We start from the raw sequence: 16264 nt of genomic DNA, 5'->3' as shown, positions 1-16264 counted from the left end.
CACCCGCATAGTGTATGTGGTCGGGGTGACAGGGCTTGAACCTGCGACCTCATGGTCCCAAACCACGCGCGCTCCCATCTGCGCCACACCCCGATGTCTTTGGATTTGTTTTTCAACTCCCAACGACATTAACTATTCTACACGATATATTTAATTTCGTCAATAGTATTTTTAAATTTTTTTATATTTTTTTATCTAATAGGTTTTATACTGGAATTTATATTGCCATTTTTTATTTCTATTAAGGCTACACTATTTATACCATCCCTTGATAATACAGGACTTCCTGGATTTATAAACCATACACCTTCTTCATATATTATTTGGGATATATGGGTATGTCCATATAACACAACATTAGCTTTTTCTTCAAAAGCTTTATCTTTTAATCTAGTTAAATTATATTTCACATCATAATTGTGTCCATGAGTTATTAAAAATTTATATCCTTCTATGTCATCTACTATATCAGATGGAATGGAATTAGAATAATCGCAATTTCCTTTTACGTTTAATATTTTACCTTTATAAACTTTTTTAAATTCCCTTATATCTTGTATATTATCTCCTAAATGTATCAACATATCTATATCGCCTAAGACTTCCATTACCTTATCTATTATCCATATATGTCTATGAGTATCACTTACAACTCCAATTAGCACTATTAATCGTTATACAGTATTACTAAATTATTATATTAATTTAACAAGATGTTTTAATATCATTATATTTAAAATTTTAGTAAACCTATAACGATTTTCACCTACCTTTCTTTGATTAGAATTTTATTACATATATATGTAATAAATTTATTTGTCTTCTATATAACTTTTCAACTTCTCTTTTATTTTGTTTAAAGCATCTCTTCTATGACTTATAGAATTTTTAATATCCTTGTCCATTTCTGCAAAAGTCATATTATATTTAGATACGAAAAATAGTGGATCATATCCAAAACCGTTATCTCCTTTTTCCTCGTAACCAATACTTCCCTCAACTTCTCCTTGAACTTTTATAATATTATCCTTGTCTATAACTAAAGCCATGGCACATATAAATTTACCTTTTCTATTTTTCAAGCCCTTCATATCTTCCAATAACTTTTCATTATTTGCTTTAGAATTTCCATGTTCTCCTGCATATCTAGCAGAAAAAACTCCAGGTGCTCCCCCTAAAACATCCACACTCAATCCTGAATCATCTGCTAATACCATGTATTTTTTATCATCTATCATATTATATAAAGTTAATGCTTTCTTCAATGCATTTCCCATAAAAGTAAGCTCATCTTCTTCTACTTCAACATTAATACCTACTTCTTTTAATGATACAACCTTTAAGTTTAATTCACAAAGTATATCCTTAATTTCATTTACTTTATTTTCATTATTAGTTGCTAATAGAACTGTTTTCATTTAAATACACCATCCTTAAAAATTTTGGCTTCATTCCTAATTCCCTTCTAATAATATTATATAACAAAACTACGCACATTTTATATTGTTTTATTATTTAATTAATTGAGTTTTGTATTATTTATAGTTTATCAAACATATAATTAACAAGAAATAATTTTAAGTAGGTGTATAGTATTGAAATATATAGGTCCCTTTTTAAGATTAAACAATTTGGATAAAACAAACATAAAAAATCAATTATTTCATCTATCTAAAGAATCTATAAAACATATATCTTTTTATTCTAAATGTGGAATTCTTTTAAACTCTCAAGAATTAAAAGTTAAAGATTATGGCGTAAATTCACTAAAACATCCTTATCCAATGTTATCAGTATACAGGAAAGCATCTCCTAAACTTAAAAATATTAATAATAATTATTATTGGTCTGCTGAAAAAGTAAAAAAAGATATTATTATATCTAGCAATGCTTTTATGACACTTTCACTATTGGAATTAAGTGATTATTACTTTAACTTTAAAAATTTAGATGAAGAAAAGTATAATTTTTCAAATATGTATAGAGCACTAGCAAGAAAACAACTTCAGTTTTACGCTACTTATATGAGAACTGAAGAAGGAGTTTTTATAGATAAAAAAGATGTATCTGAAACACCACTAAAAGATCTAAAGCTAGAAATTAAAAATCCTGATTTTAATTTTTCTGATCAGGCTTTATTAATGTGCGCTTTTTATAAATCTTGTTTAAGCCACACAAAATCTGATAATGATATATATAAAGACTTTTCATTAGATATATTAAATATGTTAATTGAATTTAAAGATGAGTTGTATTCAACCTCTTTAGAAGACTTAGTTAAAACAACATTAGCATTAAATATATTTTACTCATATTCTAGGGAAGAATCTGCAAAACTACTTTTAATAGATTTATTTGAATTACTATATGAAAAATATTTTAGTCATTTTAATATATCTAGTAGTATAGAATTAGAATATTTATGTCTTTATTATATAAATTCCTACCTTTTATACAAAAATACATTATTTTTAAGATATAAAGATATTCAGGATAAGTTATTCATAGAGATTTTAAACTTTTACAACAATGATTTTGGAATGTTTGTAAAATCCAATGATAAAAAACCTTTTAATTATACTCCATTAGATATATGTCTATATATTAGTTGCCTTTTAATAAATTGCTTTGAAAAAGAGGATACTAAAAACATAGTAATATTAACAAATATATATAAAAAACAGCTTATAGAGTCCGGTATTATATTGAGCTGGCCTGAAGCTCCTAATTTAGATGATAGAGAAAGATACATTAATTTTTCCTTAAAGTCAGAGGATCTTTTAGATGAAAAGAATTTTAAATTATCTTCTATTATTTCACCTAATGTTTCTGAATTAGCTCCTGTATTCATAAGAAGTGTTAAATATGACGAAAAGAAGAATACTTTTAAACAGGGTAAAGACTCTTTTTATAGTAATAGAAATATACCAATATTTTTTATAATTATTTATTTGTACAATAATTACCTATAAATGAAATATGTTATAAAATATTTATTATTTTTCTGCACATAATAAACACAATGCTTATCATGCTAAAGATCTGTAGGAGGTAATACTTATGATGTATATAAACTGCTCCGAAAAATGTATTTACAATAACAATGGTATATGTACTTTAGATAAAATTAGTAATACTTCTTATAGCTTAGGAAATGATAGTAATTGTGCTTATTTCACCCCTAAAAAAAACATAAAAAAAACTTCCCTTCATATATAAATGGGAAGTTTTTTTATTTGCAAATAATTAATTTACTTATTTATACATATATTATATACTGAACTTATACTAATAATTTTATGGAGGTTAAAAGATGATATTAACTATAGAGATTCTAAGTATAATAACTATGATAATTTTTGGTATTGTTAGTATTTGGAGTTTTATTATCCTTAAACAAATATTTAATCAGTTAAAATATAAAAATTACTTATTAGAAAAACTTAATTTACATATTTTTAACCTTTCTCAATCTTTTTCTAAAGATGTAAAGTCACAAGAGGATGCCTTAAATTAACCATAGGCATCCTCTTCTGATTTTTATGCTAGTTTATTTACTTCTTCATTTATTAGTTTGTTTACTATTTGAGGATTTGCTTTTCCTCTAGTTTCTTTCATTACAAGCCCTACTAAGAATCCTAAAACTCTGTTTTTACCATTTCTATAGTCTTCGATACTTTGAGGATTTTCATCTATAATCCTTTTAACAACCTCTAATATTGCACCTTCATCATTATTTTGTACAAGTCCTTTTTCTTCAACTATTACCTTTGGACTTTTACCTGTATTGAACATTTCTTCTACAACTTTTTTACCTATATTATTTGATATAGTTCCAGAAGAAATTAATTTTATTAATTCAGATAACTGAGTTGGATTAAATTTAAGTTCTTCTACTGCCATGTTTTGCTCATTTAATAGTCTAGATATATCCCCCATTAACCAGTTTGAAGATGCCTTTGCATCCCCACTAAGTTTTGCCGTTTCTTCAAAGAAATTAGCCATCTCCATAGTTAAAGTTAAAACTGAAGCATCATACTTAGGTATTTTAAATTCTTCTACAAATCTTTCTGCCTTCTCATGTGGAAGTTCTGGAATTGTAGCTCTTATTTCATCTATATATTTATCATTTATTGTAATAGCAACTGAATCTCCTTCTGGAAAATATCTATAGTCATTTGCTGCTTCCTTACTTCTCATTGCTATGGTTATGTTATTTGCTTCATCCCATCTTCTTGTTTCTTGTTGTAATTTTTCACCTTTTTGTATAAGTTCTATATGTCTTTTTGTTTCATACGCTACAGCTTTTTCAAGGGATTTAAAAGAGTTCATATTTTTAATTTCAGCTCTTACACCTAATTTTGTATCTCCCTTAGGTTTAACGGAAATATTAGCATCACATCTTAATGAACCTTCTTCCATTTTACAATCAGAAACTTCTATTGAAGCTAAAATACTTCTAAGTTTTTGTAAATATTGTGACGCTTCTTCTGGAGAACTCATATCAGGTCTAGAAACTATCTCTATTAACGGAACCCCTGCTCTGTTAAAGTCTACTAACGTTCCAGCCTTTGTATGTAGTAATTTACCAGCATCTTCTTCTATGTGTATTCTTTCTATTCCTACCCTTTTCTTTTCTCCATTTTCAAGTTCTATTTCTATGTATCCATTTTTACATATAGGTAGTTCATCTTGAGTAATTTGATAGTTTTTAGGACAATCTGGATAGAAATAATTTTTTCTATCTAATCTACTTGATTTATTTATTTCACAATTTAATGCAAGCCCCGCCTTTATTGCATAGTCTACTACCTTTTTATTTAATTGAGGTAATGAACCTGGTAATCCTAAACATACAGGACATACATGTGTATTAGGTTTTCCACCAAATTCTGTAGTACATCCACAGTATATTTTAGTTTTTGTGGAAAGTTCAGCGTGAACTTCAAGACCTATAACTGATTCAAAATCCATTTTTATTCAACTCCTTAAACTACTATAATTTTATAACTGTGGCTTCATTTTATGCCATTCAGTAGATTGCTCATAACTATATGCAATATTAAATATATCATCTTCTTTATAGTAGTTTCCAATAATTTGTAACCCTATTGGAAGACCATCTACCATTCCGCAAGGTATTGACATAGCTGGTAACCCTGCTACGCTAACAGGTACTGTGTATGCATCAATAAGATACATTGCTAATATATCATTAATTTTTTCTCCTATTTTGAAAGCTGGTGTAGGAGAAGTTGGTGATATTATTGCATGATATCTTTTAAATACATTTTCGTATTCCTTTTTTATTAGGTTTCTAACTTTTAATGCCTTTTTATAGTATGCGTCATAATATCCTTCTGATAATACATAGGTTCCTAACATTATTCTTCTTTTTGCTTCTTTTCCGAAGCCTTCATCTCTAGATTTAAAGTAAATATCTACAGCATCTGTATAGTCTTTAGTTCTATGTCCATATCTTATTCCATCAAATCTTGCTAAATTTGAAGATGCCTCTGCGCTTGATATTATGTAATATGCTGCTAATGCATAATCTAATGATGGCAATGAAAACTCTTCTATTTCAGCACCATTTTCCTTTAAAACTTGTAGTGCTTCATTAATAGCTTTACGTACACTTTCATCTAATCCTTCACCAAAGCATTCTCTAGGAATACCTATCTTTTTACCTTTAAGATCTTTCTTTAAAAATTGTGTATAATCTGGTACTTTTATATCTGCAGTAGTAAAATCTCTATGATCCAATCCTGCTATATTTTTTGTTAACAATGCACAATCTTCAACATCTTTTGATAACATGCCTACTTGATCTAAAGTAGATCCAAAAGCTATTGCACCATATCTTGAAGTTCTTCCATATGTAGGTTTTAATCCAACTAGACCACAAAATGCAGCTGGTTGTCTTACTGATCCACCTGTATCTGTACCTAGTGCTAATGGAGTTTCCATAGCTGCTACCGCTGCCGCTGATCCACCAGAAGAACCTCCAGGTACTCTATCTAAATCCCAAGGATTTCTTGTTTTTTTATATGCACTATTTTCTGTAGAAGAACCCATAGCAAACTCATCCATGTTTACTTTTCCTAATATTATTCCATCTTCGTTTTTAATTTTTTCTATTACATGAGCGTCATAAGGTGATTTATATCCTTCTAACATTTTTGATGCACAAGTATTTTGCATACCTTTTACACTTATATTGTCCTTTATAGAAACAGGAATTCCTCCTAATGCTTTTAGGCTTTCTCCCTTAGAAATTTTATTATCTAATTCTTTAGCTTTTTTAATAGCTTCTTCTGAACCTGTATATAAAAAAGCTCCTACTTTGGAATCTACTTTCTCTATTCTATTTAAATAACTTTGTACAACTTCTTCTACTTTGACTTCTTTATTATCTATTTTGGTCTTTAACTCATGGGCTGTAAGGTTATATAGCTCCATATTGCTCTTCCTCCTTTTTAACTGATAAAGTTAGTCTTCTATTATTCTCGGAACAAGTATGTATTCTTCTAATCTCTCAGGAGCATTTACCATAACTTCATCTATGCTCATGGATTCTTTTATTTCATCACTCCTAAATTTGTTTTCAATGTAATAAGGATTAACTATTATGTCTTCGCTTTCTGTATCTAACTCTTCTAGTTTTTTAACATAATCCAAAACTTTATTTAAATCTTCTATCATATTTTCTTTTTCTGTTTCACTTAATTCTATTCTTGCTAATTCCGCTACATGTTCCACATCTTTTTTTGTAACTGACATATTACTCCCTCACTTTCTATACTGTTTTTAATAATTGTTATTATTTCTGTAAAATAACAATTATATTGTATCATATAATTGTTATTTTACATATAAACAAAGAATAAAAAATATCAGTATTACATGTAATAACACTGATATTTTATAAATTTAATATACTTTCATAAACATAAAAAACATAGTTCCCATTGCAAAAAACATACAGATTATAGGATACATCTTATTAAAGGTTTTATTTCTAAAGTCTATTAATTTTATACCCCAAATAAACATAGTTAACGATATACACCACTGTAATGTGTAATAACTATTAAAATATTTAACGTATACAAACTGATATGTTGTTAATATGGTTAATATTAAAGCCATTGTTGTTACGAAAACTGAAACCCATCCTAAAAAACCTATGGTTTTTTTCATTATTTTCTACCTCCAAGAGATTATATTAGTTTATCATCTCGTTAAATTCCTCTTCTGTTATTATTCTAATACCTAATTCCATAGCCTTATTATACTTAGAACCAGCTTCTTCTCCTGCTAATACAAAGTCAGTTTTTTTACTTACACTACCACTAACTTTAGCTCCTAAAGCCTCTAATTTTTCTTTTATTTCATTTCTTGTATATCCTTCTAATGTTCCTGTTACAACTATAGTCTTTCCATTGAATTTATTATCCTTTTTAATTTCTGTAATATCCATTATAGGCGTAACCCCTAATTCTAAAAGCTCTTTTATACTTTCGTTTATGTTCTCCTGTTTAAAGAATTCTATAACACTATTTGCAACTATTTCGCCGATATCCTTTACGGAAGTTAGTTCCTCAATAGTAGCATTTTTTATATTATCTAAAGTCTTAAAAGACTTTACTAAATCCCTAGCAGTTTTAACCCCTACATTAGGTATACTTAATGCATATATAAAGGATGATAATTTAGGTTTTTTACTATTCTCTATGGCATTCATTATATTATCTGCTTTTTTCTCTTTGAATTTATCTAAAGTTAATAAATCTTCCTTTTTTACTCTATATAAGTCTCCTATGGATTTTATATTCAATTCTTCATAAAATTGTTCTGCAGTTTTTTCACTAAATCCTTCTATATTCATAGCCTCTCTACTAGCAAAATGTACTAGGCTTTTTACTAGCTGTGGTTTACAAGATAGGGTATTTTCACAAAACAGATGAACACCTTCATTTATAAGCTTACTTTCACAATAAGGACATTTTAAAGGTGCCTTTATTTCTTCAGTATTCTCTAAAGAACTTTCCACAACTCCCATTATTTCAGGTATTACATCGTTAGAACGCCTTATAAAAACTTCTGCTCCTAATCTAACTTTCTTTCTAATTATATCATCCATATTGTTCAAGGTAGCCCTTTTAATAGTAGCTCCTCCTAATTCTACAGATTCCAAAAGAGCTGTAGGTGTTACTCTACCACTTCTTCCTACATTCCATTCTACATCTATTAATTTCGTAGTAGCTTCTTCTGCTTCAAATTTATAAGCTATAGCCCATCTTGGAAACTTTACAGTATATCCTAAAACTTCTCTTGTTTTAATATGGTTTATTGCAATTACAATTCCATCAATATCATAGTTTAATTCATTCCTTATATCTTCAATATATTTAATTTCATCTTTAATTTCTACAATATCCTTACATTCTTTTATATATGGATCTACTGGAAACCCCATACTGATTAAAAAGCCTATCATCTCCATATAAGTTTTAAACTCATTTCCTTCACTGTACCCTATATCATAGAAAAAAGCTGATAAATTTCTCTTAGCTGTTTCCCTTACATCTAGATTTCTAAGTGCTCCCGCTGCACCATTTCTTAAATTTTTAAGTGGAATCTCTGCCTTTTCATTATATTTATCAAAAGCTTCCTTTGTCATTATAGCTTCTCCACGAACTTCTATGAGATTATTATTAGCTATCCTTAAAGGTAGACATTTTATAGTTTTTACTTGAGATGTTATATCCTCTCCTATAATCCCAGTACCTCTTGTAGCACCTTTTACTAAAATTCCACTTTCATCATAGGTACAATTTACAGTTAATCCATCAAATTTCTTAGTTAAAATATATGTAGGCATAGGTAAAGTTTCTTCATTCAAACGGTTATATTCCATTATTATTTTTTCATTTCTATTAATCCATTCTTTTAACTGTTCAATATTTTGGGCTTTATCTAAACTCCATAACCTACTTTTGTGAGTATATTTATCAAACTGTGTTAATACAGTATCTCCAACTCTTTGTGTGGGAGAATAAGATAATACGAATCCTGTCTCTTTTTCTAAGTTAACTAATTCATCATATCTTTTATCATACTCCTTATCTGAAACAGTTGGATTATCTAAAACATAATATTCATAAGCATATTTGTTTAATTCTTCAATTAACTCATGTATCCTTCTTTTCTTTTCTTCAGAAATGTCCATTTCAATTTAAGCCTCCTTGTTACAATGCTTATACTGCTTCTAAAGGAGCAACACTTAACATTAATATTTTAACACCCATTTTATCAAAAGCAATGGTTAATTTTACATCATTTGCAACTTTACTTATACTAACTATAGTTCCTAAACCAAATTTGCTGTGTTTAACTTTTGTTCCCAATTTTATTTCTTCTTCTCTTAATATATTTTTTTCTTCTTTCTTACTTTCTATTATGCCTTGTAATTTAATATTGTTGTTGAAATTCTTTAAATTATCATTAAAATATCTTGATTTCTCAGACACAAAATTATTTTTCACACTTTTTCTTTCGCATAGATTCTCTTTTAATTCTCTAGATATTTCATCTATAAAGTCTGATTCAGGATAAAAAACAGTTCGTCCAAACACCATTCTTCTTTCCGCTGATGTCATATACAGTTTTTCTTTTGCTCTAGTAATTCCCACATAACATAAACGTCTAGATTCTTCCATCTCATCTATATCATCTAAAGATTGTGTTCCTGGAAATATTCCATTTTCCATACCAACCATAAACACAGCTGGAAATTCTAAACCTTTTGCACTATGAACTGTCATAAGAACTACAGCATCTGATTGTTCATCATAATTATCTATATCTGACACAAGAGCTATTTGCTCTAAAAAAGCTGATAATGTTTTGTCTTCTGAGGATATTTCAAAATCTACCGCTGCAGACACAAGCTCCTTTAAATTTTCTATTCTACTTAAATCCTCTATATTTTTAGAATCTTGCAATTCTTTCATATATCCTGTGTATTCTATTATTTCTTGAATTAACACAGATACTTTCACTTCATCTTTTTTTCTTATAAAGCTGTTTATTAAACTTACAAATTTATTTACAGAGGATGCAGCTCTATTAGCTATGCCTATAGAGTCTATATCTAATAAAGTACTATATATACACTCCTCCATTTCTCTTGAAAAATTCTCTATTTTTTCTATACTGCTTTTTCCTATACCACGCTTAGGAACATTAATAATTCTTTTTAAACTAACATCATCTAATGGATTATTTATAAGTTTTAAATATGCCATTATATCTTTGATTTCTTTTCTATCATAGAATTTAAGTCCACCAACTATTTTATAAGGTATTTTATTTCTCATAAACACCTCTTCAAAAATACGTGATTGAGCATTAGTTCTATACAATATAGAAAAATCCTTAGGAGTTCTATTCTCTTCTTTAATTAATTTTTTAATTTCATTTATTACAAATTGAGCTTCTTCAATATCAGAGTTAGCTCTGTATACTTTAACTTTTTCTCCTTGACTATTACTAGTTCTTAACTTTTTAACTTTTCTATTAGAATTATTTTTTATTACATCATTTGCTGCACTTAAAATATTACTCATGGATCTATAGTTTTCTTCTAATTTTATTGTTTTTACTTGTGGATAATCTTTTTCAAAATCCAATATATTTCTTATATCTGCTCCTCTCCAAGCATATATACATTGATCATCATCACCTACAACACAGATGTTTTTATGTTTCAACGCTAGTAATTTTACTAATTCATATTGTGATTTATTAGTGTCCTGATATTCATCAACCATTATGTATTTGAATTTATCTTGATAAAATTCTAAGATCTCTTCATTTTTCTTAAATAATTCCACAGTTTTATATATTAAATCATCAAAGTCCAGAGCATTATTGTTCTTTAATTTTTTTTGATATAATTCATATACATTTGCTATTTTTCCTAATCTATAATTATCTCCAATTTCTCTTCTAAATTTTTCTGGGGATATTAAGTTATCCTTTTGTTGTCCTATTTTATTTATTAAACTTCTATCATCAAAATCCTTTTCGTTTAAACTTAACTCTTTTATACATTCTTTAATTAAAACTTTTTGATCATAGCTATCGTATATGGCAAAATTTTTATTATATCCCAATTTATCAATTTCTCTTCTAAGAATTCTTACACACATAGAGTGGAAAGTAGTTATCCACATACTATCAGCTTCTTTTCCAACTATTCCTCTAACTCTTTCTCTCATTTCTTCAGCTGCTTTATTAGTAAAAGTAATAGCTAGTATCCTAGATGGATATACATTAAGATTATTAATAAGATTAGCTATTCTATATGTAAGAACCCTAGTTTTACCTGATCCTGCACCTGCAAGTATTAACAGTGGCCCCTCTGCTGTGGTTGCCGCTTCATACTGCTCTTTATTCAATAAATTTTTTAAATCCAAATTTTTCACTCCTTGTTTTATAACCTCATTTATTAAATCAGCCTATATTATAATATTATATCATTTAAATTAATCTTTAATCATACTTATTTCTAACTCCATAAAAATAGAGATAACTCATATAAAGTTATCTCTATTCACTTAAATAATTTTATTTAAGGTATTCTAAGGCTGATGCACATAAAGCTTTTATTCCTATTTCAATGGATCTTTCATCGCATATAAAATTAGGATTATGAACTATACAATTATCTTTATTCTCCTCTGATTTACACCCAATCCACATAAAAGTACATGGAACATGTTTGTTAAAAAAAGAAAAATCCTCTGCTCCTGTAGCTGGTTTTTCAGGCATAATTACATTATCTTCTCCTAAAGTATTCTCTAATCCTTTTATAATAATATCCGTTAATTCTTTATCATTATATGTTAGGGGGTATCCTTTTACATATTCTACTTCACATTGGCATCCCATTGAGTTACTTATACCTTCTACTACTTCTTTTATCCTTATAGGTACAATTTCCGCTACATTTTTGTCAAAAGTTCTCACAGTACCTTCAAGGCTCACTTCATCTGCTATTACATTGTATCTATATCCTCCATTAACTATTCCTAATGTTATCACTGCACTTTCCAATGGATTTACATTTCTACTAACTATACTTTGCAATGCTGTTATTACATATCCCGCAGTTAGTATAGTATCTGTTCCCTGATGAGGTGCTGACCCATGAGCGCTCTTTCCTTTTATTTTTATGAATATTCTGTCAGATTGAGCCATCATGGCTCCATGCCTTATTCCTATTTTGCCTAAAGGTAAATCCCATACATGAAGGGCTACAGCTGCATCTACTTTAGGATTTTCTAATACACCATCTTCTATCATGAGATTAGCTCCTCCAATAGGGTTACATTCCTCTGCTGGTTGAAATATAAATTTTACATTTCCTTTAATCTCACTTTTCAATTGTACTAAAACTTTTGCCGCTCCCAATAATATGGAAGTATGAACATCATGACCACAAGCATGCATAACTCCTTTATTTTTAGATTTAAAAGGTAAATCTGTAGTTTCTTCTATAGGCAAAGCATCCATGTCTGCTCTTAATAACAATGTTTTTCCTGGTTTTTCTCCTTCTAAAAGAGCTACCACTCCTGTTTTTCCTATACCTTTTTCTACTTCTAAATCTAGTTTATTTAATTCATTATATATTAATTCACTTGTCCTATACTCATTCATACCTAATTCTGGATATGCATGTATATCCCTTCTTATATATATTATTTCTTTTAAGTATTTGTGTGTAAGTTCGTTAATTTGATTTCTTACCATATAATCATTCCCCCCAAGTTTATAAATTATAGATTTCACTCCATTCCATTTAAATATATTGTAATAAAAGCATATACTTTTATTGCTATCCTTAATACCCTTTCATCAAAATCAAAAGAATTATTATGATGATCTGCTGATTTTTCTGTGCCAAATATCATGTAAACAGCTTTGCCACCATTTTCTTGAACCCTATTCATCATATAAGTTGCATCCTCTGAACCTGAAAATCTATTTGAATTTATTATTTCCTTTACTTCTTCTATCCTCTCTAACTGCTTGTTTATAATTTTTGAAAAATCTTCATCGCTTTTAGCGCTGTCTGCCGATCCTGCTACAATTATCTCATAATCTAAATCATACATAGTAGCAGCACCTTTTATCACTTCTCTAGCTTTATTTTCTAGGTAATTATTTATATTATTATTTTCTCCTCTAGTTTCAATTTTCATTTCTGCTTGTTCTGGTATAACATTTCTTCCTGTGCCTGCATTTAAAACTCCAACATTTACTCTACTTGCTCCTTCTCCATGCTGAGAAAAGCTTTGTAAATTTAATGCCGCTGTAGCCGCTGCTAAAAGTGCATTCTTCCCTTTTTCAGGTGAAGCTCCCGCATGAGAACTTCTACCTTTAAAATGCACATCTAGTTTTGTAGTAGCTAAAAATCCTTTTGTATCAGTAATTATTTGTCCTAGTTTATTAGCTGTAAATCCTATATGACCAGTTAAAAAATAGTCAATATTATCTACTACTCCTTTATTCACCATAGAATAAGCCCCTCTTACCCCTTCTTCAGCTGGTTGAAAAATAAACTTTATAGTTCCTTTTAAATTATCTTTTATATTCATAAGTGTTTTAGCTAATATTAAACCTATCGATATATGTCCATCATGACCACAGGAATGCATAGCTCCATCATTAATTGAAGCAAATCCTTCTTTTACTGGTCTATGATCTAAAGAATTACTTTCTATTCCTTCATTTGCATCTATATCAAACCTAAATGCCGTTGTTGGACCTGGAATTCCTGTTTCTACAATTCCAACTACTCCAGTGAATCCACCTTGCATTTTATTTACATACTTTTCTAAAGCCCCTTGTTCTATTGCTCTATTTTTGTGCCTTTCTAATTCTTCTTTTTTAGGTAAACCAAACATAAATTCCTTGTTAAAGTTTTGCTCTCCTATTTCTACCTTCACACCTATATTTTTCAAATATTCTGCTATTTTAGAAGCTGTTCTGAACTCAGTCCATCCATACTCTGCATATTTATGAATATCTCTTCTTATATCAACAGCTTCCTCGTAAGAATCATTAATAAAATTATTTATATAATTCCATTTAAACATTCTATCCCCCCATGTATACATAATCAAAGGAGTTAAAGGTTTTCATATTAATAAATGTTTAATCTTCATTGTTTAATCTTTCTAATACTAAGTTATATCCGTCACTTCCATAATTCAAACATCTATTAACTCTACTTATAGTTGCAGTACTTGCACCTGTAATACTTGAAATATCTTGGTATGTTTTTTTATCTTTAAGCATCTTTGCAACTACTAATCTCTGACCAAGAGACTGAATTTCATTAATAGTACAGATATCTTCAAAAAATTTATAACATTCACTTCTGTCTTTTAAAGTTAAAATTGCATCAAATAAAAAATCCATTTCTTCATTTTGTAACTTAGACTCATAATTGTTCATACCTTTCAGCTCCTAACTTTAATACTTTAATACTATATATTGAATTTTACCATTAAAGGTATATTTATTCTATACTAAATTTTCAATTTTGTTCAAAAAAATAAAACAACCCATTGGGGCTTGGGTTGTTTTTAATAAATAAAAGGGGGCTATTTATTCTTTTATTTATTATAAGCTCATTATATAAGATAAGCATAAAAACTTCAAGTTATTTTGCATAACAAATTATGAAGTTTTTATTAAATTGATTAATATATTTTATATACATTGATTAAAGAAGCTTTTCCTTCATTTTTCTAATATATTCTCTAATTCCTCTTCCGTTAGCTCTCTATATTCTCCTTCTTCCAAAGTCTCATCTAAATTAATATTTCCAAATTTCACCCTTTTAAGATATACAACTTTCTTATCTAGTGCTTCAAACATTCTTTTTACTTGATGAAATTTTCCTTCTTGAATTGTTACGTATACCTCTGCTCCATTTTCATCACTTTTTATAATTTCTAGTTTTCCAGGCATACATTTATATCCATCTGAAATGACTATACCATTTTGAAAAGCTTCTATATCCTTCTCATTTACCTCTTTATTTATTTCAGCATAATAAACCTTATCTACTTTCCATTTTGGTGATATAAGCTTATGATTTAATTCCCCATCATTTGTAATTAAAAGTAATCCTACTGTATCTTTATCTAATCTTCCTACAGGAAAAGGGTTAAAAACTTGATACTCTTCTTCTAACAAATCTATAACTGTTTCATCATAATTATCAAATGTAGCACTTACAACTCCTTCTGGTTTATTCATCATTATATAAATAAACTTCCTATAATTTACAACCTTATCCCCCACTAATATTTTATCCTTTTCTGGATCTATATTTATGGAAGGATCTTTTACTTTTTCCCCATTCACTTCTACTAAATTGTTTTTTATTAACTTTTTTACTTCTTTTCTGCTACCATACCCCATGTTGGCTAAAATCTTATCTATTCTTTCCAATTTTGAATTCCTCCATTTTTATATTTTATATTTATTATAATAGACTTAATTGAAGAAAAAATAAACAGTCTAAATTAGACTGTTTATTTTTTCCCATAATAATTCATTACTTTTTTTACATAATCTCTAGTTTCATATGGAAGTCTTTCAATATCTCCTACTGATTTTACTCCTCTTTTTTGCATAGTTCCTGGCCCTGAATTGTAAGCCGCTAATGCCAATTCTTTAGAATTTCCATACATATTTAACATTTCTTTTAAATATTTAGTTCCTCCATTTATATTTTGCTCTATATCATATGGATTTGATACACCTAAATATTTTGCTGTTCCTGGCATAAGTTGCATAAGTCCCATTGCACCAGCGGATGAAACGCAATCTGTTTGGAAAGATGATTCCTGTTTTATTACTGATAATATTAAATCCTTGTCTATATTAAATCTTCTTGCTGCCTTTTCAACGGCTTCATCTATTTTCTTATTAGGACTTTTTAAATCTGATTTCAAGTTTGCTACTTCTTTAATAAATTGTTCTTTATTTTCTATTTCTAATCCTTGTAATATTTCTTTATTATCTTTGTTAATTTCTTTTGATATACTTTCTAGCACAAGGGCGAAAGCACTTGAATCCTTACTGACAGATTTAAAAATTTGTGTCATCAATTGCATTTGAAGTAATTGTTCTATCTTTTTATTTTCATCTACATTCATGTTAATAATACACCACC

The 16264-nt window shown here is 28.4% G+C and carries 16 protein-coding genes and 1 tRNA gene; 3 read left to right on the top strand and 14 right to left on the bottom strand.

The features are described from left to right. Window positions 1-17: 17 nt before the first annotated feature. The 3 genes from B5D21_RS12920 to rdgB all read right to left on the bottom strand — a co-directional run bounded on the left by B5D21_RS12920 (window position 18) and on the right by rdgB (window position 1418). Window positions 18-93 (bottom strand) — tRNA-Pro (locus tag B5D21_RS12920). A 98-nt stretch (window positions 94-191) separates the two neighbouring features. Next, the gene (locus tag B5D21_RS12915) at window positions 192-665 is read right to left on the bottom strand and encodes a metallophosphoesterase family protein (protein WP_011100521.1); all 474 of its coding nucleotides are present in this window, start codon (window positions 663-665) and stop codon (window positions 192-194) included. 147 nt (window positions 666-812) lie between these two features. Beyond that, entirely contained in the window at window positions 813-1418 is a 606-nt protein-coding gene (gene rdgB / locus B5D21_RS12910; RefSeq protein WP_011100522.1) for an RdgB/HAM1 family non-canonical purine NTP pyrophosphatase, read from the bottom strand. 177 nt (window positions 1419-1595) lie between these two features. Here rdgB and B5D21_RS12905 point away from each other — a divergent pair, with 177 nt between their 5' ends. The 3 genes from B5D21_RS12905 to B5D21_RS12900 all read left to right on the top strand — a co-directional run bounded on the left by B5D21_RS12905 (window position 1596) and on the right by B5D21_RS12900 (window position 3517). After that, complete coding sequence (locus tag B5D21_RS12905; protein WP_011100523.1) at window positions 1596-2972, top strand: hypothetical protein; 1377 nt, start codon at window positions 1596-1598, stop codon at window positions 2970-2972. 88 nt (window positions 2973-3060) lie between these two features. Beyond that, entirely contained in the window at window positions 3061-3219 is a 159-nt protein-coding gene (locus B5D21_RS13985; protein WP_023439377.1) for a hypothetical protein, read from the top strand. Window positions 3220-3313: 94 nt separating this feature from the next. Then, window positions 3314-3517 (top strand): hypothetical protein, encoded by a 204-nt coding sequence (locus B5D21_RS12900; RefSeq protein WP_035124393.1) that lies wholly within the window; start codon window positions 3314-3316, stop codon window positions 3515-3517. A 23-nt stretch (window positions 3518-3540) separates the two neighbouring features. On the opposite strand, the gene gatB is transcribed toward B5D21_RS12900, so the two are convergent. From gatB to B5D21_RS12845, 11 genes are all read right to left on the bottom strand, one after another. Continuing rightward, window positions 3541-4974, bottom strand: coding sequence for an Asp-tRNA(Asn)/Glu-tRNA(Gln) amidotransferase subunit GatB (gene gatB, locus B5D21_RS12895; protein ID WP_011100524.1), 1434 nt, complete (start codon window positions 4972-4974; stop codon window positions 3541-3543). Between the two features lie 30 nt (window positions 4975-5004). Further along, window positions 5005-6462 (bottom strand): Asp-tRNA(Asn)/Glu-tRNA(Gln) amidotransferase subunit GatA, encoded by a 1458-nt coding sequence (gene gatA, locus B5D21_RS12890; RefSeq protein WP_011100525.1) that lies wholly within the window; start codon window positions 6460-6462, stop codon window positions 5005-5007. Between the two features lie 30 nt (window positions 6463-6492). Next, window positions 6493-6783 (bottom strand): Asp-tRNA(Asn)/Glu-tRNA(Gln) amidotransferase subunit GatC, encoded by a 291-nt coding sequence (gene gatC / locus B5D21_RS12885; protein ID WP_035111858.1) that lies wholly within the window; start codon window positions 6781-6783, stop codon window positions 6493-6495. Between the two features lie 150 nt (window positions 6784-6933). Then, on the bottom strand, window positions 6934-7203 hold the full coding sequence (locus B5D21_RS12880; RefSeq protein WP_035111861.1) for a hypothetical protein: 270 nt from the start codon (window positions 7201-7203) through the stop codon (window positions 6934-6936). A gap of 25 nt (window positions 7204-7228) precedes the next feature. Next, the gene (ligA, locus tag B5D21_RS12875) at window positions 7229-9235 is read right to left on the bottom strand and encodes an NAD-dependent DNA ligase LigA (protein ID WP_011100526.1); all 2007 of its coding nucleotides are present in this window, start codon (window positions 9233-9235) and stop codon (window positions 7229-7231) included. A 28-nt stretch (window positions 9236-9263) separates the two neighbouring features. After that, a complete protein-coding gene (gene pcrA, locus B5D21_RS12870; protein ID WP_035111866.1) occupies window positions 9264-11486 on the bottom strand; it encodes a DNA helicase PcrA in 2223 nt (740 codons plus the stop codon). A gap of 151 nt (window positions 11487-11637) precedes the next feature. Continuing rightward, on the bottom strand, window positions 11638-12822 hold the full coding sequence (locus B5D21_RS12865) for a M20 family metallopeptidase (protein ID WP_035124394.1): 1185 nt from the start codon (window positions 12820-12822) through the stop codon (window positions 11638-11640). Window positions 12823-12857: 35 nt separating this feature from the next. Beyond that, window positions 12858-14171, bottom strand: coding sequence for a M20 family metallo-hydrolase (locus B5D21_RS12860; RefSeq protein WP_052040448.1), 1314 nt, complete (start codon window positions 14169-14171; stop codon window positions 12858-12860). Between the two features lie 58 nt (window positions 14172-14229). Next, window positions 14230-14532 carry a YerC/YecD family TrpR-related protein gene (locus tag B5D21_RS12855; protein WP_035111871.1) on the bottom strand — a complete coding sequence of 101 codons (303 nt, stop codon included), beginning with the start codon at window positions 14530-14532 and terminating at the stop codon, window positions 14230-14232. Between the two features lie 288 nt (window positions 14533-14820). After that, a complete protein-coding gene (locus B5D21_RS12850; RefSeq protein WP_011100530.1) occupies window positions 14821-15537 on the bottom strand; it encodes a pseudouridine synthase in 717 nt (238 codons plus the stop codon). A gap of 83 nt (window positions 15538-15620) precedes the next feature. Continuing rightward, complete coding sequence (locus B5D21_RS12845; protein WP_011100531.1) at window positions 15621-16247, bottom strand: transglycosylase SLT domain-containing protein; 627 nt, start codon at window positions 16245-16247, stop codon at window positions 15621-15623. Window positions 16248-16264 lie beyond the last annotated feature (17 nt).

It is taken from the genome of Clostridium tetani (assembly GCF_900167265.1).
Lineage (GTDB): Bacteria > Bacillota > Clostridia > Clostridiales > Clostridiaceae > Clostridium_G > Clostridium_G tetani.
Note: the sequence above shows the minus strand (reverse complement) of the source record. Positions and strands in the feature narration are given on the sequence as shown.